At 57.3% G+C, this 19,844-nt stretch carries 17 protein-coding genes, 1 pseudogene and 1 riboswitch; of the genes and pseudogenes, 8 read left to right on the top strand and 10 right to left on the bottom strand.

Features of this window, described 5'->3' with window-relative positions:
- Positions 1–173: 173 nt before the first annotated feature.
- The gene (locus PACILC2_RS18980) at positions 174–1,478 is read left to right on the top strand and encodes a Glu/Leu/Phe/Val family dehydrogenase (RefSeq protein ID WP_213530128.1); all 1,305 of its coding nucleotides are present in this window, start codon (positions 174–176) and stop codon (positions 1,476–1,478) included.
- Between the two features lie 617 nt (positions 1,479–2,095).
- On the opposite strand, the gene PACILC2_RS18975 is transcribed toward PACILC2_RS18980, so the two are convergent.
- The 3 genes from PACILC2_RS18975 to PACILC2_RS18965 all read right to left on the bottom strand — a co-directional run bounded on the left by PACILC2_RS18975 (position 2,096) and on the right by PACILC2_RS18965 (position 5,852).
- Entirely contained in the window at positions 2,096–2,566 is a 471-nt protein-coding gene (locus PACILC2_RS18975) for a C40 family peptidase (protein WP_062489505.1), read from the bottom strand.
- A 3-nt stretch (positions 2,567–2,569) separates the two neighbouring features.
- Positions 2,570–2,715: riboswitch (cyclic di-AMP (ydaO/yuaA leader) on the bottom strand.
- A gap of 247 nt (positions 2,716–2,962) precedes the next feature.
- Positions 2,963–3,703, bottom strand: a complete 741-nt coding sequence (locus tag PACILC2_RS18970) for a hypothetical protein (protein ID WP_244863636.1) — start codon at positions 3,701–3,703, stop codon at positions 2,963–2,965.
- 148 nt (positions 3,704–3,851) lie between these two features.
- Positions 3,852–5,852 (bottom strand): M1 family metallopeptidase, encoded by a 2,001-nt coding sequence (locus PACILC2_RS18965; RefSeq protein ID WP_062489502.1) that lies wholly within the window; start codon positions 5,850–5,852, stop codon positions 3,852–3,854.
- A gap of 152 nt (positions 5,853–6,004) precedes the next feature.
- Between PACILC2_RS18965 and PACILC2_RS18960 the strand changes: the two genes are divergently transcribed.
- The gene (locus PACILC2_RS18960) at positions 6,005–6,520 is read left to right on the top strand and encodes a YwhD family protein (protein WP_062489500.1); all 516 of its coding nucleotides are present in this window, start codon (positions 6,005–6,007) and stop codon (positions 6,518–6,520) included.
- Between the two features lie 106 nt (positions 6,521–6,626).
- Here the strand turns inward: PACILC2_RS18960 and PACILC2_RS18955 are convergent, their stop codons facing one another.
- A complete protein-coding gene (locus tag PACILC2_RS18955; RefSeq protein WP_372447178.1) occupies positions 6,627–8,627 on the bottom strand; it encodes a transglycosylase domain-containing protein in 2,001 nt (666 codons plus the stop codon).
- A gap of 341 nt (positions 8,628–8,968) precedes the next feature.
- Here PACILC2_RS18955 and speE point away from each other — a divergent pair, with 341 nt between their 5' ends.
- Positions 8,969–9,799, top strand: a complete 831-nt coding sequence (speE, locus tag PACILC2_RS18950; protein WP_213530124.1) for a polyamine aminopropyltransferase — start codon at positions 8,969–8,971, stop codon at positions 9,797–9,799.
- A gap of 148 nt (positions 9,800–9,947) precedes the next feature.
- A complete protein-coding gene (locus tag PACILC2_RS18945) occupies positions 9,948–10,199 on the top strand; it encodes a DUF7667 family protein (RefSeq protein WP_062489494.1) in 252 nt (83 codons plus the stop codon).
- A 69-nt stretch (positions 10,200–10,268) separates the two neighbouring features.
- Here the strand turns inward: PACILC2_RS18945 and PACILC2_RS18940 are convergent, their stop codons facing one another.
- Genes PACILC2_RS18940 through PACILC2_RS18925 form a run of 4 tightly spaced genes read right to left on the bottom strand, consistent with a single transcriptional unit; the run spans position 10,269 to position 12,971 of the window.
- On the bottom strand, positions 10,269–10,520 hold the full coding sequence (locus PACILC2_RS18940) for a hypothetical protein (RefSeq protein WP_213530123.1): 252 nt from the start codon (positions 10,518–10,520) through the stop codon (positions 10,269–10,271).
- Entirely contained in the window at positions 10,505–10,852 is a 348-nt protein-coding gene (locus PACILC2_RS18935) for a hypothetical protein (RefSeq protein ID WP_213530121.1), read from the bottom strand. Before PACILC2_RS18935 ends, PACILC2_RS18940 begins: the two co-directional genes overlap by 16 nt.
- A gap of 45 nt (positions 10,853–10,897) precedes the next feature.
- A complete protein-coding gene (locus PACILC2_RS18930; protein ID WP_213530119.1) occupies positions 10,898–11,647 on the bottom strand; it encodes a hypothetical protein in 750 nt (249 codons plus the stop codon).
- The gene (locus PACILC2_RS18925) at positions 11,640–12,971 is read right to left on the bottom strand and encodes an SPFH domain-containing protein (protein ID WP_213530117.1); all 1,332 of its coding nucleotides are present in this window, start codon (positions 12,969–12,971) and stop codon (positions 11,640–11,642) included. Before PACILC2_RS18925 ends, PACILC2_RS18930 begins: the two co-directional genes overlap by 8 nt.
- Positions 12,972–13,177: 206 nt before the next feature.
- Between PACILC2_RS18925 and PACILC2_RS18920 the strand changes: the two genes are divergently transcribed.
- The gene (locus PACILC2_RS18920; RefSeq protein WP_213530115.1) at positions 13,178–13,714 is read left to right on the top strand and encodes a DNA-deoxyinosine glycosylase; all 537 of its coding nucleotides are present in this window, start codon (positions 13,178–13,180) and stop codon (positions 13,712–13,714) included.
- Positions 13,715–13,751: 37 nt separating this feature from the next.
- On the opposite strand, the gene PACILC2_RS18915 is transcribed toward PACILC2_RS18920, so the two are convergent.
- Complete coding sequence (locus PACILC2_RS18915) at positions 13,752–14,588, bottom strand: helix-turn-helix domain-containing protein (protein WP_062489485.1); 837 nt, start codon at positions 14,586–14,588, stop codon at positions 13,752–13,754.
- Positions 14,589–14,937: 349 nt separating this feature from the next.
- Between PACILC2_RS18915 and PACILC2_RS18910 the strand changes: the two genes are divergently transcribed.
- The 3 genes and pseudogenes from PACILC2_RS18910 (at position 14,938) to argS (ending at position 18,229) form a co-directional block, all read left to right on the top strand.
- The gene (locus PACILC2_RS18910) at positions 14,938–16,014 is read left to right on the top strand and encodes a glycoside hydrolase family 172 protein (RefSeq protein ID WP_062489482.1); all 1,077 of its coding nucleotides are present in this window, start codon (positions 14,938–14,940) and stop codon (positions 16,012–16,014) included.
- A gap of 111 nt (positions 16,015–16,125) precedes the next feature.
- Positions 16,126–16,545, top strand: coding sequence for a YwiB family protein (locus PACILC2_RS18905; RefSeq protein WP_062489480.1), 420 nt, complete (start codon positions 16,126–16,128; stop codon positions 16,543–16,545).
- 6 nt (positions 16,546–16,551) lie between these two features.
- Positions 16,552–18,229: pseudogene (gene argS / locus PACILC2_RS18900) on the top strand (arginine--tRNA ligase).
- Between the two features lie 91 nt (positions 18,230–18,320).
- Here argS and PACILC2_RS18895 read toward each other — a convergent pair.
- Complete coding sequence (locus tag PACILC2_RS18895; RefSeq protein ID WP_244863635.1) at positions 18,321–19,466, bottom strand: S8 family peptidase; 1,146 nt, start codon at positions 19,464–19,466, stop codon at positions 18,321–18,323.
- Positions 19,467–19,844 lie beyond the last annotated feature (378 nt).

Genomic DNA, 19,844 nt, shown 5'->3' with positions numbered 1-19,844 from the left:
CAACAGCCTGATAATCGCAGGAATTTTTGCGTTTTGGTTATTTGGCGCCCGAAAAAACTGTACTTTTGCAGCTTTGTTCCGGCCAATAGAGTTTCATTATCGTCCCTCAAAAAATTTTTATTGGATTTTACAAGTTCTTCTCCTATAAAATACACGATATAGTGCAAATGATTATGCAAATCGTACAAAAAGGAGAGTTCATAGTGGCTTTGAGCGTAGCAAATCAAGCAACAACCGAAAACTTGAATCCGTATGAAATTGCCCAACGGCAAATCGAGGAGGCCGCCTCGCATCTGCAGTTGCCTGCCCATGTAGTCGAATTTCTGAAAAAGCCGAAGCGGGTATTGAGCGTCAACTTCCCGGTGAAGATGGACGATGGAACGGTACGCGTCTTCGAAGGTTTCCGGTCGCAGCACAACGACGCTCTCGGTCCGAACAAGGGCGGCATTCGCTTCCACCCGGACGTCACGATGGACGAGGTCAAGGCGCTGTCCATGTGGATGTCGTTTAAGTGCGGAGTCGTCGGCCTGCCTTATGGAGGAGGAAAAGGCGGCGTCATCTGCGATCCGCGCAAACTGAGCAAGGGCGAGCTGGAGCGGGTAAGCCGCGGATTTATGGAAGCGATCGCCGAAATTGTCGGTCCGGAGAAAGATATTCCGGCTCCCGATGTCTATACGACGCCGGAAATTATGGGCTGGATGATGGACACCTACAGCCGTTTGCGCGGCGCGTTCACGCCGGGCGTTATTACGGGCAAGCCGCTTATCGTCGGCGGTTCCAAAGGACGGAACGAAGCGACGGCCCGCGGCTGCGTGTTCACGATCGAAGAAGCGATGCGTCAATTGGGCAAACCGATGCAAGGCGCGACGGTTGCGATTCAAGGCTACGGCAATGCCGGCCGCATCGCGGCAAAACTTCTGTCCGAGCAAGGCTGCACGATTGTGGCGGTCAGCGATTCCGGCGGCGCGATTTATTTGCCGGAAGGCTTGCCGGTGGACGAAATCGGTCGGCTGAAGGATGAGAAGGGCAGCGTTCGTTATTTCGAGGCCGCAAATGCCATCACGAATGAGGAACTGCTGGAACTGGAAGTGGATATTCTGATTCCGGCCGCGCTGGAGAACGTCATTACGGCTGCCAACGCTTCGCGCATCAAGGCCAAAATCGTAGCCGAAGCGGCGAACGGCCCGACAACGCCGGAAGCGGACAAAGTGCTGTTCGAGAAAGGCATCGTCGTCATTCCCGATATTCTGGCGAATGCGGGCGGCGTTACGGTATCCTACTTCGAATGGGTGCAAAACCTGGCGAACTTCTACTGGAGCGAAGAAGAAGTCAACAGCAAGCTGAAGGTCAAAATGACCGAGTCGTACGGAGTCGTTTCCGAGTTGGCTTCCAAGCACAATGTGCCGCTGCGGACCGCCGCGTACATGGTCTCGATCCAGCGGATCGCCGAAGCGATGAAAGCGCGCGGCTGGGTATAATGATCCAATCTTCATCATCGTAATCAATCTCAAGTCAAGGCCGCAAACGAAGGTCCATCGACGGACCTGCGTTTGCGACTTCCCTTGACAATTGGATGACGAAAATCTGGCCTGACCCGTACATGCTTCGATCTTTCCGATCTTGTCCGTTCTTCAACCGCAGATAATTACCCCTTTCATTCACTGCCTAATCCAGAGCCTTTCTGAATTCGACAATTACAGGACCCAAATACGTTATTTGATGGAAGTTCATTGGTTCGGCTTGAAATCTTCAATGAAAAGCCTTATAGCTTCCCTTTTTTAATCCAATAAACGATTTGTAACGTTCCGATTAACCCAATTGCAAATACAACAAAAAGTAAACCGAGCCATAAGCCGAGTCTATTGATCTCTCTCAATTCCGGCAGATTAATCAACACGAATATTCATATGTGGTTTCACCTCGATACAATAGATCGTCGAAGCGATGAAAGCGCGCGGCGGGGGCAATCATGGGCCGGGCACGGCAAAAGGCCGCAACCGCCGTCCTTGACGGACGGCGATTGCGGCCTTCTCGTTACGGCGATGACACCTGGCTGCGCTGATCGAACGGCGGCAGCCGTCATCCGAGGCCCGGATCAATTGGGTTTCGCGAGCTTCTCATATTGCTCCGACGTCATGACGCGGCGCGCCGTAACGTAGCGCTTGGCGTAATAGGAATCATCCAGGTCGGTGATGACGACGCCTTTGCTCGTGGAAGCATGCGCGAACTTGCCGTTGCCCACATAAATGCCGACATGGGAAATACCCTTGCCGCTCGTATTGAAGAATACGAGATCTCCTTCGATCAGTTCGCTCTTTTCGACTTCGTCGCCTTCTTCGGCTTGCGATCTGGACGTACGCGTCAGCGAAATACCGAGCTTCTTGAATACATAGGAAGTAAACCCGGAACAATCGAAGCCTGCGGTGGTCGTTCCGCCATAACTGTAATTGACGCCGATCAATTCATCGATCACGCTGTCCAGTTTCGTGCTGCTGGCAAAAGCGCTTCCCGCCTGGAATGCCAACGCGGCAACAAGTCCGAGTATGAGCAAGGTGACTTTCTTCAAACCTAAAGCTCCTTCCGTAGCCTACGAGGTTAGCTGTGGGGTTCGGTTGAAGGCTCCCTATGACCCCCGATTCGCGCATTCGCAATCGGGATCAATTCACCCGAAATGGTTCCCCCGTTTCCTTTCAAGGAATTCGGCATCTTTTTTGTCATTTCTTTTATGTATTTCGGCTTTCTATTCGATTTTTTTATCAATCTCCTTCAAAACTACTATAATTCTAATAATTCTCATGAAAGAAGATGAAAATTGGGGCTTCAGGAAGAACAATGGAGGCGGCATCCGCTCGAAATTTGTCGAAAAAGAAAGACCGCCGGAAATTTTCCGGCAGTCGGCAATTTCGGAGCGCAACGCCGTACAGGCGGAGGGTCGTCGGCTCGCTTCATATCGGCAAGCCTTTTATGAGGAGATATGACGGCTTGATTGCCAGCATACGTATTGGGAGCCGAACGTCCACACCCTGACAAGCGTTCGCACCAGATAGAAGCCTTGATGAAGGATAAGAGCGAACAGCCCGGCCCAAATCATCGAGACGCTTGTCGCAAGCAGATTCATGGCGGCGCCAATGCCCCACATGAGCAGGGAAATGCCGGCGAAGGGAAGAAAGTGGCGCACGGCCCGCAACAGGGCGGGGGCGATACCCGATCCGGAGACGACGCCGAACTGCATGGCCAGGAACAGCAAATAAACGATGAGTATCCATAGAAGCCAAAGGGCGGCGTAGGGCAGCGTGCGCTGCGCCAGCTCGCCGGGAGATGGGCTGGTCAGCAGCGCCTCCAGTCCGCGCGGCAGCAGCCACCAGGCCGGCGCAATACTGAGCAGAGCGCCGCACCAATACAGCAGCATGACCGGCTTCCATGTCTTGCGGATTCCGCTTATAAACTGCGTGCCGCTTTCGTCGGCCGCATGCCGGAGAGAATGGAACAGGCCGGCGTTGAACAGCGGGGTCAGCAGCATGCGGACCAGCAGCGCGGCGCCGAACAGCCACAAGTACGGATGGATCAGATCCGTTTTGAACAGCTGAAACTGCGCTTCCGCGAGAAAGTGCCGGATCGCCGCTTCCGACGGATATGTGTCCGGATACCGCTGCAGCAGAGGGACGACGATCGAATTGACGAACCGGTACAGGAAAACCCCCATATCAGCTGGTAGACGAAGAGCAGAATGACAATATAGAAATGTTTGACTGCCAGCCGCCAGCCTTGTTTGATATAGGCTTTCATAATCGATCTCCTCTCCATATCGGAACCGTTCGGGACGTCCGCGGCGGGAGGGCCTGGCCTCCGCTTTACCAGCCGATCGCGCCCAGCAGTCCTTCGATCAATTTGGACACGCCGATGCTCCAGCGAATGCGCGAAGCTTCCGGCAGCTCGGCCTTCATAAAATTGTTGATCCGTTTATTGTCCAGTACGACGTGCCGGTCCGGATCGACCTCGGCCCATAACAGCGGCGCATCGTGCACCAGTCTGAACTGAACATGCTTCTCCTCGCCGCTCCATTGCTTTTTCTCGGTCTTCCCGTCCGCGAACTGGAACAGGACGGACAGCGGGCCGAAACTGCCGCCTCGCTTCGTCACCAATACAATCGATTCGTACTGCCGCCCTTGTTCCGTTTCCACCGGATGGACGCGAATCGATTCGATGGCGAAATCGGCCATCTGACCGCCGTAGACGTATTCCCGGAAATATTCGGTCCATTTCGATTTCGTGACCTGCTCCACAACTTTCTGGAAATCGGCTGTGGACGGATGGCGGAATTTGTATTTCTGATAGTAGGTGCGCATAATTTTCTGCATCGTCTTGGTACCCACTTGCTTCTCGATGCCGAAGAGCACCAGCTTGGCGCGGATGTACACATTTTCCGCATAATGCTCGTGGGAGCGATACGACCAGGACAACTGCTTGAGCGGCGCCGGATCGGTCATATAGCTCGCTTCGAGCGACAGATTCGGCTTCACCCCGTACTCGCTTTCCATCACTTTGTCTTCGGCGTAAGAAGTAAACCCTTCGTCCAGCCACGCTTCCTCGAATTCGTTGGAGGCGATCATGCCGTAGAAATATTGATGGCCGATTTCGTGCACGACCGTGCGTTCCAGCTCATATCCGGGATTATCCGTGTCCGCGGCGAATGCGGTAATGAGCGTCGGATATTCCATGCCGCCCGCTCCGTTTCCTCCTTTCGGAGGGACGACGATCGAGAGCGTCGAGTACGGATACTGGCCGTACCACTGGGCGTATTTGGCGAGCGACGACTTGGCCGCATGCATGTAGCGGTCCTTCAGGTTTTCGTGCGCCGGATCGAGGTACAGCTTGATGCGCACGCCTGGAATGCCGGCGGTGGAGTAGGCGTCTTCGACATAGATAAAGTCGGGAGAGGCCGCCCAGGCGAAATCGTGCACGTCGTCGGCATAGAACTGATATGTTTTGCGCCCTTCTTTCGACGCGGCCGGCTTCGTCTGGAACCCGGTTGCCGCGACCGTATACGTTTCAGGCACCTGAATGCGCACGCTGTAGATGCCGAAGTTGCTGTAAAACTCCGAGTTGCCGTGGTACTGGTGAATATTCCAACCCTCGATCGCTCTTCCCCGCGTGCCGGCCGTTTCGTAGGCGGCCACCTTCGGAAACCATTGCCCCGCCATGACGAAATCGCCTGCATAGCCCATGCGGGCAAACACTTCGGGCAGCTTCACTTCGAATTTCATATGCAGCGTTATATCCTCGCCGGGGGCCACCGGATCGGGGAGCCGAAGCTTGGCCAGCGTGAAATCGTCGGGATTGCCGTCGTCAGGCTGGACATAATGGAGGCGCGGCAGCAGGCTTTCGCCTTCGGTCGTCTCCAGCGACTCCAGCTTCAAGTATCCGCGGCTGTTGGCCGTCGCCTTGTCCTGCCGCAGCTTGCCGCCGGACTCCTTCATAAAGGTGGTGTTGTCCGACAGGAAAGCGTTCGGGTACAGATGAAAATACATCTCTTCAACCGGTTTGCGTCCGGGATTGGTCCACGTGATGGACTGTTCGCCGATCAGCTTCTTTTCGTTTTCGTCCAGACGGACATCGATGTGATATTCCGCTACTCGTGTGCTGAGCACCTGAGGCTTTGGGGTTATAATCGCGTTCGGCTCGGCGCCGGACGGAGGCTTGGCCGTTTTCGGATTGGCAGGCGTCTGCTCGGGCGCAACGGCATACGTATACTGGGACAGCCAGGCGTCTCTGAAGTTTTGACGGACAGACACTGCGAGTACGATGGCGACGAGCGCAAAGAGTAAAATCGCTTTGAGGTAGCGTGGCGTCATGGAACGGTTCCCTCCCGTTGACAAGCATCTACAGCATCTATATGTTTGCTTTTCGAAGATTATTAGCTAAAATGGAATTAATCTGAGCGAGCTTTGTACGGGCCTTGTTTTCCGGCATCTCGCAGCGCATCGCGAAGGAAGGTGAAAGTGGCATGGAGCAGGGGCAAGAAGAACAGCAGAAGAAACCGAAGCGGACGCTCGCGCTTAATGTCGTTAGCAATAAACAGCATAAAGGATTCGGGGCCGGAACAATTGACCTGAGTCAAGTTTCCAGCGTCATTATCGATGGCGGAGAGGCGTATATCGATATCGGCGCCATGCATGCGAAGAGCAAGGTGGAGCGGGGAATTAAATTTCTGACCGATAAAAGCGAAGTGCCGAACGGCCGCCGGTGCTGGATTGTCTGGGTGGCGGTCGACCGGAACGAGGAGGGCTCGTATTATGCGGGCGCGACGGCATGCGAGATGCTGATCGATTCCGAGGCGCGGCGCGGTTGGAAAATTCTCGCCGATCACGTCAACAAGCTGGACTATGCCATCAAGCGGCGCTATATGCTGGACGAACTGGCGCCGAGCGAGAAAACGGCGCTGCGCGATTTGCTGATCAAGCATAACGCGGAGTGGTGGGAGCGTTCGCCGGAAGAGCTGAAGAAGGCGCTCGAAGTTTGAAATACGGTCTCGCGAATGCAAACAAGCCTGTGCAGGAGCATCGCTCCGGCACAGGCTTGTTTGGTTGCTCGCCGACTTGCGCATTCGTCCGAACAGGGGAAGCGCGTCAGTCGCGCCACCAGCGGCGCAGCTGATCCAGCCACGAACGGCGCCGTTCGGCAGCAGGCGCGGTGTCTTGGCCGCCGGCGTCGGGCGTATCGCCGCCTGTTTCGTGCCCGCCGCATGTCTCGGTCGGCTCCGTGCCGCGAACGAACGTCTCCAGCCGCTTCTCCGGGCATGTCGCGTCGGCCAGCTTGCCCGATGCCGGATCGATATAGACGCTGACGACGCCGTCGGGCATCGGGAACAGCTTCGGAGGCACCGCCTCCAGCGCCTTCTCCATGAACGAGGCGAAAATCGGTGCCGCCCGGTGCGCCTCCGTCGGCGTAATCGTCCGTCCTTTGTCATATCCGACCCAGACGGCGGTCGCCAGCTCCGGCGTATAACCGACGAGCCACGCATCCGTCGCCGTCGTCCCGGTCTTGCCGGCCACGGGCCGCTTGATCGCGGCGGAAACGCGGTATCCGGTGCCGCCGTTGTCGAAGACGCTCTCCATCAGGCTGGTGAGCACGTAAGCGTGCGCCGCGTCCACAACTTGCTCGACCTTCGGCTCCGCCTCGTAGAGAATATTGCCTTTGCGGTCCTCGATTCGCAGAATGGCGACCGGCTCCGCATGCTTGCCGCCGGCAGCGAGCGTGCCGAAGGCCGACGCCATCTCGAACGGGCTGACCGGGAACGTGCCGAGCGCCAGCGAGGGGACCGGCTGCATCGGGCTGTCGATTCCCAGCTTGCGCGCCGTCCCGATCACTTTCTCGGGACCGACCGACATGATCGTGTTCACCGCGTAAATATTGTCCGAGCTGGCGATCGCCTGCCGCATGTCGATATAATCATGGGCATATTTGTCGTTAAAGTTGCGCGGCTTGTAGGTTTTGCGGCCTTCGTCGTACGTGAACGTCGTCGGCTCGCTCTTGAACCGGGTGACCGGCGTCATGCCGCCTTCCGCCAATGCGGTCAAATAGAGAATCGGCTTGAAGGAGGAGCCGGGCTGCCGGCTGTCGGCGAAGACGCGGTTGTATTGGTTGGTCTGGTAATCGCGTCCGCCGACCATCGCTTTGATATAGCCGTTGCGGGGATCGATGGCGACAAGCGCCGCCTGCTGCTCCGACTTGTCCGGGATGCCGGCGTTCACGGCTTCTTCGGCGGCCCGCTGGGCAACGGGGTCCAGCGTCGTATATATCCGGATGCCGCCTTCGTTCAGCAGCCGCTCGTCAATGCCGAGCCGCTCGATCGCGACGGAGCGGACATAATCGCGAAAGTAAGGCGCGAAGCCTTCCTCCGCGTCCTCTCCGGGCTTCCGGAAATGGAGCAGTTCGGCATAGGCGCGATCCGCCTGCTCGCGGGTAATCATGCCTTGCTCGGCCATCGCCAGCAAAATTGTCCGCTGCCGGTCTTTTGCGTTCTTCATATCCAGAAAGGGCGAATAATATTTCGGCCCTTTCGGGATGCCGGCGAGCATCGCGCTTTCCGCCAGCGTCAGCTCCTTGGCCGGCTTGCCGAAATAATAGTCGGCCGCGGCCTCGATGCCGTATGCGCCGTGGCCGTAGTAAATCTGGTTCATGTACAGATTCAGAATTTCATCCTTGGAATATTTCATCTCCAGCTGGACCGTATACACGGCTTCCTTCAGTTTGCGGGTCCACGTTTTTTCGTGCGTCAGGTACAAATTCCGGGCCAGCTGCTGCGTCAGCGTACTGGCGCCCTGTTTGTTCGACAGATGCTCCAGATTGACGAGAGCCGCCCGCGCGACCCCTCTAAGATCGAAGCCGTTATGATCGTAGAAACGCCGGTCCTCAATGGCCAGCGTCGCCTGTACGGCATAGGGCGATATATCCGCGAGCGACACGGAACGGCGGTTTTCGCCGGTGTGGAACGTATCGATGACATTGCCCTGCAAATCGAGCATCTCCGACGTCTGGCTGATCGAGGCGACCGGCAGCGCCTGCGTGCGCAAGTACAGCAGCAGGACGATAAGCAGCGCGAGACCGATCAGCCCGGCGGCCGCCATGCGGACGAACCAGCGGTACGAAATGGACAGCAAGGGCGACAGCCTTTCGGACTTGACGGCGAACGGTACGGCGCGGCGCCGCTTGCGGCCAGCGGGCGAGGGCGCTTTTTTCATCGGGAACACTTCCTTTGGCATTCGTTAGTCGAAATGGAGAAGTCTTTCCTTTTAGTATGGAAAAGGGAGAATGCGATATTCACACGGCAAAGGTTTGGGGTTGTAAAGGTTGCTTTTTCGCTCCGATTTACTATAATACATCTTGAACGAACGGAACCGGCTCCCCGCCAGGCCGTTCCCGCGCGCCAAGCGCAGGGTGATACGAGGAAAGAAGGGATACTCGAATAATGGAACTGTGGTATACCGAGAAACAGACCGAATCGTACGGCATTACAGCCAAAATTAAGTATACGCATGTCAGCGAGCAGACGGAATTCCAGAAGCTCGATATGCTGGAGACGGAACAGTTCGGCACGATGCTCGTCCTCGACGGCATGGTCATGACGACCGACAAGGACGAATTCGTTTACCATGAAATGATGGCGCACCCGGTGCTCTTCACGCATCCGAATCCGAAGCATGTGCTCGTGGTCGGCGGCGGCGACGGCGGCGTCATCCGCGAAGTGTTGAAGCACCCGCAGGTCGAGAAGGCCGTCCTCGTGGAAATCGACGGCAAGGTGATCGAGTATTCCAAGCGGTATTTGCCGAATATCGCGGGCGAGCTTGACAATCCGCGCGTGGAAGTTATCGTCAATGACGGTTTTATGCATATTCACGATCATAAAAACAGCTACGACGTCATCATGGTCGACTCTACGGAGCCGGTAGGTCCGGCGGTCAATCTGTTTACGCGCGGCTTTTACCAGGGCATATACGATGCGCTGAAAGAAGAAGGCATCTTCGTCGCCCAGACGGACAATCCGTGGTTCAAGGACGATCTGATTCGAAACGTGAATCGCGACGTCAAGGAAGTATTTCCGATCGTCCGCGTATACTGGGCCAATGTCCCGACCTATCCGAGCGGACTGTGGACGTTTACGATCGGCAGCAAGAAATACGATCCGCTCGCTGTGGACGAATCGTCGATTCCCGAGCTGGATACGAAATATTACACTCCCCGTCTGCACAAGGCGGCGTTCGTGCTGCCGAAGTTCGTGGAAGATCTCGTCAAGGGATAGAAAAAGGAATAGAAAGGCAAGCCGCACAGGCGTCAAAGGACAGGCCGCAACCAGGTCTGTCCTTTTGCCGTTATGGGCATGCTGAGAATAGAAGCCGGGGCGATCGTTCGCTTCCGGTACCACGATTCAGGGGGAGAGGTCGATAGATATGGGCATTACGACCATTCACGAACGTCTGGCGGAATTGTGGACCGTGCGCAGCGCCCGCGAGTGGACCGATGAGGAGCGGATCGACGTGGAGCACTGTCTCGCCGTCAACGCCGCGCACTTTCGGCGGCTGGCGCATCTGTACAACCTGTCGCTGCTGGCGTCGATGACAGGCGATACGGAGTGGCAGCACGATATATGCGCAGAAATCGAGAAGATGGGCGGCAAGCCGCCGGCCTCCCGCATGCTGTGAACAGAAGAAGAGGGCATTCGGACAGCGCCTATGGCGCTGCCGAACGCCCTCTTCTTCGTTTGCACCGCTTCAGGCGGTAAGCGTGCTGCCGCAATATTCGCACGTCTTCGATTTGCCGGGGACGACCGAGTCGCTCGCGCCGCAGCTGCCGCATTGGACCGTCACCGGTCCGCTCGGAGCGGCGGCCGTTTGGGAATCGGACTTGCCCGTAACATGCACCAGCCTGCCCGTCATTAGCATGTACCGCAAATCTTGCGCGACGTCATCGACGCTCAGCCCGGTCATCGTGGAGAGATGGTTGACGTTTAGTTCGGACTGCAATTCGATGAGCTTATTATATTCGTCGTACAGTCTCTCCATCTCTTTCTTTTGTTGCGGCCGACCCATAGGAATATCAGCGCGGGGACACCGAGCACGAACAAAAATACGGTGATGGCTTCTCCCGCCCCTTCCGATGGGTCGGAGATCATGAGGATGCTGATGAAAGCGAGCCACACCAGGAAGCAATAGCCGGTTACCCTGTAGTCGCCCGCCCGCAAATGCCGGTATTTCGCATTCATGACGAAACGGATGATGAGCAGCAGCAGGCCGATCGGAAACAGGATGGTCGTGAGCAGAATAACCCAATCGCTAATTTTGGATTTTAACGGCAATGATACTACTCCTTTCTCGCGTCGTTGTCCTGGAGAGCCCCGGTATTATTTCAACTGCACCAGCTGCTGATTGCGCTGCTCCAGCTGCTGCTCGAGCCGGCGGATCAGCTCGCCGATCTCCTCGATCGTTCCCGGATCGACCGTCTCGCCTGACGACCGGGACAGCGAGCGGAGCCGCTCCTGCAGCTCGCGGGCCTGCACCAGCAGCAAATTTTCCGCGGCCTGCAGATCGGGATGCGAGACGGGATCGCTGTACCGGGCCTTGTCCTCCAGCCTCAGCAGCGCCGTCTGAAGCGAATGGCGCCGCTCGTCGTTCCACCCTTCGATATGCTGCCTGGCCGTCATGAGCGCGAGCAGCAGTTGCTTGACGAACTGCGCTTGCGCAGCAATCGTCTCGTCCTGGCGTTCCATGTACTTGACGAAAAAGGCGACGATGCCGAGCATGATGGCCGCGCCGATTATAATAAGCAGATGAATGATTCCATAGGTCAGCAGCGAAAGCGAAAGTACCGAGCAAATCGCGACGGCTGCGATGGTAACGGCGAAATACGCGGCCGCCGTCATCCCGTAGGCGACATATCCGGGAACCTGGTTCAGGAATGTTCTGCGGTTGGAGATGAAATACATGACGACGCCGAAAACCGTCGATTCGGCGATCAGCAGCGCGGCCAGCGAAATCCAGGCGTAACCGGGTCCTGCGAACGGCAACGCGAGGAAGACGACCGCGATCGTCGCGGCGATGGCGAGCGCGTAAATGAAAGCAGCGATTCGTGCATAAGTCCGGTTGTCAGCCATCTTTCTCCTCCTGCTCCGTCAAATTGTTGCCGCATTCCGGGCAAAACTTCTGGTTCGGCTTGACCTCGTGCTGGCAGCGGCCGCATTTGAGCACCGCGCTCGCGCCGCAGCTTGGACAGAACTTCGCGCCCGGCGTCAGGCTTTCGCCGCATTTGGCGCATGCGGGCGCTTTGAGCGTGTGGCCGCATTTGGCGCACTGCTCGGCGCTGCCCGGATTGTCCGCTCCGCAGTTCGGGCAAGGATCGAATTTGTCGCCGCAGTTCGGACAGAACTTGGCGTTCGGCTGCAGCAGATGGCCGCAGTTGCCGCACGGCGTGCCCTTCGGCCCCGCTTCTGAAGCGGCGGCCTGCGGGGACGGGGCGCTCGTCTGACGGCCGCAGCCGGAGCAGAACTTGGCGTCGTGCCGATTCATCGTCCCGCAATTGGGACAGGCGTGAAGCGCTTCGGTTTCCATATGGGGGGTCAGACGCGAAATTTGCCGGCCGAATCCGTCCCCGATCCCGAGTCCGAGCCCCATGCCGAGTCCGGTTCCCAGCAGATCGCCGGATGTCCCCTCGTTTTTCGCCGCCCCTTCCAGCGTATCGAACGTCCGCTCCTGCTGATAGGTATAGCCGAGAATGTCCATTTCCGCTTTCTTCGCGAGCGCTTCCTTGAGCCGTATCGTGGCGGGATCGTTGTCCGGAACGTTGACGGATTCGACATAGAAATGCAGCAGCTTGATGCCGTATTCCGCGAACGTTTCCTTTACGCGGTTGGTCATATGCGCCGACATTTCGCCGATATAAGCGCCCATTTCGAGGAAGCTGACTTTTTTATGCACGGCGTAAGACGAAATCAGTTCGTTGATGTTCATCATCAGCAAGCCGCGGAAATAGCGGATCATGGCGTCCCGGTCGAATGCAGGGAGCGTTCCGACCAGCTTCAGCAGAAATTTGCGCGAGTCTTCGATTTGAATGCCGAATTGCCCGAAGGAGCGCACCGGTACGATAATATGAAATTTCGGGTCCTGGAGCATGAGCGGCGTCGCGGTTCCCCATTTGACATCCAGAACGTTCAGCCGGTTGACGTACCATACTTCCGCGGTGAAAGGCGAATCGCCTCCGAACGGCAAATTGATGACGGATTGAAGGATCGGTATATTTTGCGTGCTTAACGTATGCCTGCCGGCTCCGAATCGGTCGAGCGCCTGCCCGCCTTTGAACAGAATGGCCTCTTGGGACTCGTTTACGATCAGCTGGGTCCAAGTGCCCAGCTCGTGCTCCGGATATTTCCAGGCAAACACATCGGCCGGGCCGTCGTACTTGACGACTCTGATAATCGCCACGGTTCGTACTCCTCCTCATGTTACAGTGCGTGTCATAGGGCTGATACCCATATTTTACTTGATCATGACTGGTAAAGGAACACAGAATTTCGTTCATATTCCTGCGAATCCGACTTCTGTACCGGTAAATCCGACCAGACTGGACGGGCGGCGAGTCATGCTATAATGATTCGTAATCGAGGCTGAAGAATCAGGAGGAGGGTCATATGTCGGAAGAAAGGAGCGAAGGACGCGTTCGCAGTTTTCCTCCGGTCGTCGACGGGAGGGCGGTTGTGCTCGTGCTCGGCAGCATGCCCGGCCGGGAGTCGCTTCTAAGAAATCAATATTACGGCAATGCGCGCAATTATTTCTGGCCGGTGCTGTACGGCCTGTTCGGGGAAGTGCCGGACGAGGAGTACGATGCCCGGCTTCGTTATGCGCAGGGCAAAGGCGTCGCCCTCTGGGACGTGATCGCTTCCTGCAGGCGGAAAGGCAGTCTCGATGCCAATATCCGGGACGAGCGGCCGAACGACATCCCGGGGCTGCTCGCCGCCTATCCGGGCATCCGCTGCCTCGCCTTCAACGGGGCCAAAGCGTACGAGACGTTCCGCAAACATTTCGGTACGGCGTTTGCGAATGAAGGCGGCATCGGCCTGCTCCGGTTGCCTTCGACAAGCCCGATTCCGACGCCGCGCATGCGGACGCTGGAAGACCGGATCGCCGCATGGCACGCGCTCCTGCCGTATCTTGCCGAGGCCGAATGAGGCCGTACCCGATCGCTGCCCGGCGGCCGCCCGGATGCTAGAGGTTGCGGCTGCTGTGAATCCGCCGGAACATGACCGGCGTGACGCCTTCCTGCTGTTTGAACAGCTTGATGAAATAGCTCGGATGGTCGTATCCGACGCGGGCCGCGACGGTCTGCACTTCCAGATCCGGTTCGTTCAGCAGCAGCTCCTTGGCTTTGCGGATCCGGACGCGCGTCAGAAATTCGATCGGGCGCAGGCCGAGCGCCTGCTGAAACAGGAAGCATACATGCTGCGGCGTAAAGCCGACCAGCCGCGCCAGCTCGTCGAGCGGTATCGTGCGGGCGTAATGCTTCTCCATATGTTCGAGCGCCGGGGCAATCGCGTCCAGATGATGCTTGCGGGATCGCAGCTCGGTGCGCGAACCGTACCGGTGCAGATCGAGCAGCAGCCGGTATAGTGCGGCCGAAGCTTCCAGCGCCGCGGCCGGCTGATACGAGCCGAGCAATGACGTAATTTCCATCATCGTCTTCAGCGTCGCGTCGGGATTGCTGATGAACAGCACGTCGGAACGGTCATAGCCGAGATCGCGCAGCATCTCCGCGGCGCGCGGACCGTCGAAGCCGATCCAGTGCACGCCCCATGGCGCCTCGAGCGGTTCGTATTCATGGGCTTCGTTCGCCATCAGCAGCATGCCCTGACCCGGACCGACGATCAGCTCGCGCCCGTCCGTTCGCAGGACGCCTTTGCCGCTGACCGCCTGCAGCCACTGATAGGACGGAAACCCGTCGGGCCGCACGATCGATTCCTGGTTGGTCCAGTAACCGGCAGTCGTCACACAAAGCGGCAGCCTCCGTTCGTTGTCGGTTAGTACGGGAAATATGTTGACAGCCATAGCGTTTCCCCTTCTTTCTTGCCAGCCGTTCTCTGGATTCGTGTCAGTGAAAATCGTATTATGGTCTGCTCCAATTGCGCAATAATTCAATTGTTGAAAATAGCTTCCGGATTTTCAAATTGTGATACTTCGTTTTCATCTTTAGCCATTAAAGCATGAATCGGCGCTTTCGTTCAAGCCGCGGAAGAAATTGTCGGACAATTGAATTGAAATCGCTTACGCAGCTCTTTATAATGATGAGGATACATCGTCGTACATTTATCGTCGTACCGTTTTTCGTCGTGCAGGTCGTAGGGTTTAAGGTCGTACAGTTTAAGGTCGCACAGTTAAATTGAAGGGAGCGAATGGCATGTTTAACGGTTTGGGGATGCATCTCGGCAATTTGTCACGGCTGTCGCGCGCGAAGACGCGCTCGATCAGCGCCGAAAATTTCACCGGCGAGAAGGGGAAAGCCGGCATGGCTTCCGAAGGCACGGGAGCAAGCTGCGCCCGCGATCTCGGCATCGGGTGGAAAGTGTCGCCTTCGGTGCAGATCGGTCCGGGTGAAGTGTTCACGCTTGCCGACATCCGGGAAGGGGGCGCGATTCAACATATTTGGCTGACGACGCATCCCGCTAACTGGCGGTCGCTTATTCTGCGCGCTTATTGGGACGACGAGGATGCGCCCTCGATCGAAACGCCGCTCGGGGACTTCTTCTGTCAGGGCTGGTGCGAGCGAAGCAACGTCTCTTCGCTGCCGGTTGCGGTCAATCCGGCCGGAGGGTTCAACAGCTATTGGGAAATGCCGTTTCGCCGGTCCGCGCGCTTGACGATCGAAAATCTTGGCGACGAGTCCGCCGTGGTCTATTACCAAATTACATACGCGCTTACGGACGTGCCGGACGATGCCGCCTATTTTCATGCCCAATGGCGGCGCAGCAATCCCCTTCCTTATAAAGAAGTCCATACGCTGCTGGACGGCGTCCGGGGTCAAGGGCATTATGTGGGCACCTACTTGGCTTGGGGCGTCAACAACAACGGCTGGTGGGGAGAAGGGGAAATCAAATTTTACATCGACGGGGATGACGAGTTTCCGACGATCTGCGGCACCGGTACCGAGGATTATTTCGGCGGCGCATGGAATTTCGAGCATCCCCAGGGCCAATACGGCGTCTATTCCACAGCCTTTCTCGGATTGCCGCAGGTGATCAAGCCGGACGGATTATACCGGAGCCAGCAGCGGTTCGGCATGTACCGCTGGCATATTATGGACCCGATCCGGTTCGAGGAGGATCTTAAAGTGACGATTCAGGCGCTCGGATGGCGGAAGGGCGGACGATATTTGCCTCTGCAGGACGATATCGCCTCTGTGGCGTTCTGGTATCAGACGGAGCCGCACACTCCTCATCCGAAGCTGCCGGACCGCGACGGACTGGAAGTCATCTAAGCTGCGCGCTCCAGCTGCGCGTTCCGGCATGATGCCCGATGCGCACCGCATTGAAATCGCAAGCGTTCCTGTATATAGTAGTAACAAGAGAATGAGACTGGAGATATCGGCATGAAAGACAGGCAGAACGTGTTCGTTACCGTGGAGAGCGTGCAGGATGGGGAGCGTACGGTTCGGAAGTACAAGGGAGAGCTGTTTCGCAAGGAGGCGTCGGTCTATATCCGCTACGCGGAGACCGACGATCTGAACGGGCAGGTGCGGACGGTCATCCGGTTGAAAGGCGGAGAGCTGAGCGTGACGCGCAGAGGCGGCGTGGAATCGGAGCAATATTTCGCCGCCGGCGCCGTACGGGCCGGCCGTTACCGTTCCGCCCACCTGTCGTTTCCGCTGGAAACGAAAACGACCGCGCTTTCCATGTCGGAGAAGGCGCCAGGCGAGCTGCCGATGACGCTGACATGGTCTTACGAGCTGCGGGCCGACGGCCGGCATGTCGGCCGATTTCGGCTTCGTCTCGATATACAGGAGGAATGAAAGCGAATGAATGCGAATGTGCTCGAGCAGGTATATGAAAAAGTGAAAGAGGCTATAGCCGAAGCCGCGATAGCCGCCGGACTCGTTTCGGCCGACCAATTGCCGGCGTTCGTGCTGGAGGTTCCGAAGGACAAGGCGCACGGCGATTTGGCGACCAACGCCGCGATGCAGCTGACGAAGATCGCCCGTCGCAATCCGCGGCAAATCGCCGAGGCCATCATCGCGCATCTGGATCTGCAGAAAGCCTCGATCCGGTCCGCCGAAGTCGCCGGTCCGGGCTTCATTAATTTCCGGATGGACAAGAGCTATCTCTATCCGGTCGTCAAGGATGTGCTGACCGCCGGAGACGATTACGGCCGAGTCGGCATCGGCGGCGGCGAGCGCGTGCAGGTTGAATTCGTCAGCGCGAATCCGACGGGAAGCCTGCATCTTGGCCATGCCAGAGGAGCGGCCGTCGGGGATGCGCTGTGCAACATCCTCGATTTTGCCGGCTTCGACGTGACGCGCGAATATTATATCAATGATGCGGGCAAGCAGGTCGAGAATCTGGCGCTGTCCATCGAGGCGCGCTACCTTCAGGCGCTCGGACGGGATGCGGAGCTGCCGGAGGACGGCTATTACGGCGAAGATATTATCGGTTTCGCCCGGGAACTGGCCGAGAAAGAAGGAGACCGGCTGTTGTCGCTGCCGGATCGGGAGCGGCTCGCGTTTTCCGGAAGTACGGCCTGGAACGCGAGCTGGACAAAATCAAGCGCGACCTGGAACGCTTCCGCGTCTCCTTCGACGTCTGGTTCAGCGAGACGTCGCTGTACGAAAGCGGCAAGGTGGAAGAGGCGCTGGAGGCGTTGAAGGCGAAGGGACAAGTATTCGAAGAAGACGGCGCCGTATGGCTGTCGACGGTGCCGTACGGCGACGACAAAACCGCGTGCTCGTCAAAAACGACGGTTCCTATACGTATTTGACGCCGGATATTGCCTACCACCGCGACAAGTTCGCCCGGGGCTTCGACCGGATGATCAATATATGGGGCGCCGACCACCATGGTTACATTCCGCGTGTGAAAGCCGCCATGGAGGCGCTCGGCAACGATCCGGACAAGCTCGTCGTGTTGATTGCCCAGATGGTCAGCCTGTATCAGAACGGTGAGAAAGTAAAGATGTCCAAGCGGACGGGCAAGGCGGTCACGATGGAAGACTTGATGGACGAAGTCGGCGTCGACGCCATGCGTTATTTCTTCACGATGCGCAGCATGGACTCGCATCTCGATTTCGATATGGATCTGGCGATATCCGCTTCCAACGAAAACCCGGTTTACTATGTGCAATACGCGCACGCGCGGATTTGCAGCATTTTCCGTCAGGCTGCGGAACAGGGCATCGAACTGCAGGAGATCGATGCGATCGACCTCTCCCGTCTGACGGCGGAGCACGAATTTGACCTGCTGCGCAAGCTTGGCGAGCTGCCGCAGGAAGTCGCGGAAGCCGCGCAGCAATACGCGCCCCACCGGTTGATCCGGTATGTGTACGAGCTGGCCGCCCAGCTTCACAGTTACTACAAGGCCGAGCGCGTCATTACCGAAGACGCCGCCCAGACTCAGGCGCGGCTCGCGTTGCTGGCGGCCGTCCGCACCGTTATCGCCAACGTCCTCCGGCTCGTGGGCGTTTCGGCGCCGGAACGTATGTAGGAAGCAGGCCGAGGCAATGGAGCGTGCGGCTTGCATCGATGCCGAGCCTCTGTCGGCATCGCGCTCGGCCGCATGGCAAGGCCGTGGTTCGCTAACGTTTGCGATCCACGGCCTGAAGCATGCGCATAACATCCAGCTCCCCGGCGTTCCGGGGGACTATTCGGCCTCTGAGCGGCTGCATCGACCGGCGGAGCACCGCTTTGATTTCCGCGGGCGACAGGCCTGGCCGGTAGGCGAGCAGCAGCGCAATCGCTCCGCTGACATGCGATGTCGCCATTGATGTGCCGCTCATTTGATGATACCTGCCTCCCATCCATGCCGATACGATTCGATCGCCCGGCGCGTAAATATCGACAAATGGGCCGCGATTGCTGAACGGGGCGATGCGGCGAAAGCGCGTCGTTGCGCTGACGGAGATCGTCTGGGCATAGCGCGCCGGATAGTCGATTGTCCGCCGCTTGCTGTCGTTGCCGGAAGAAGCGACGACGACGATACCCGCATGATGCGCCGAGAGAACCGCGTTGAGCAGCGACTTGCTGCGGGTTTTCATCCCGAAGCTCATGTTGATAATATCCATCTTGTTGCGGACGCACCAGTCGATGCCGAGGATAATATCGGAGACATAGGCGCTGCCATTGTGGTCGAACGCCTTCACCGGATAGATCGAAGCGCGCGGCGCGACGCCGATCATGCCGTGCGGCTGGTTGGCCGCGGCGATCGTGCCGGCGATATGGGTGCCGTGGCCGTTATCGTCGTGGGGCAGCATGCTCCGGTTCAGCAAATTGATGCCCCTCGCGATCGATTGACGCAGATCCGGGTGGCTGAAATCGATGCCGGTGTCGATGACGCCTACTTTGACCCGGTATCCTGTCGTCATGCTCCAGGCTTGAGGGGCTTTAATTTGTTGGACGCCCCAGGGAATGCCTTTGTCCGACACGGATGCGACCGGTTTCTGGGATACAGCGTGCAAGTCAATCCGGCAGTCTTCCTCGATCCAGATTCGTTCCGCGAAACGGGGCAAAGCGGCTTCCATCGGAAGCGGACAGGAGATAGCCTGGATAATAGGCATTTGCTGGACATCGTTCAAAGGAGGCAGGGACTGCTTCATTTCCGACCATTTCCGTATAAATCTGCGATAATCGGCTCTGCTTTGAAAACGAATAATTCGTTTGTTCGCACTGGCGATCTTGCTAGCCATCGTGTCGTTCAACCAACGGAGAAATGCGGTAGTGTCCAATTTTGGCGTCCCTCCCGACGGACGATGCTGGACTATTGTATGAACGGGTGCCACGGCCCGTATAAGCCACAGGCCTTTTTTCGCATAAATAGGCTTGATACCGTGTCATTTCCCCTTAAGGGACATAGTATAAAGGGAGAGACCGCACAAGTCTCTTGCCACCTATTGCCGATTACCTGCAAAGAGTCGGCGGACGTGGCGGATACAGTCTAAGCGAAGGGCATTTTGTCCTTCGCTTTTGTTTCGGTCAAGCGTCGGCCTGGCGCTTGCATTTTTGAAAAAATAGTTTTACTATAGGGTGACATGGATAGACAGTATAGTAAGCAGATACGTTAGCGAGAGGAAGTGTCCATATATGAGCAGCGAGTTCACGCTGAA

Source organism: Paenibacillus cisolokensis (genome assembly GCF_018403665.1).
Classification (GTDB): domain Bacteria; phylum Bacillota; class Bacilli; order Paenibacillales; family Paenibacillaceae; genus Paenibacillus_AH; species Paenibacillus_AH cisolokensis.
The sequence above is the reverse complement of the archived record's forward strand: the minus strand, read 5'-3'. Positions and strand labels throughout refer to the sequence as shown.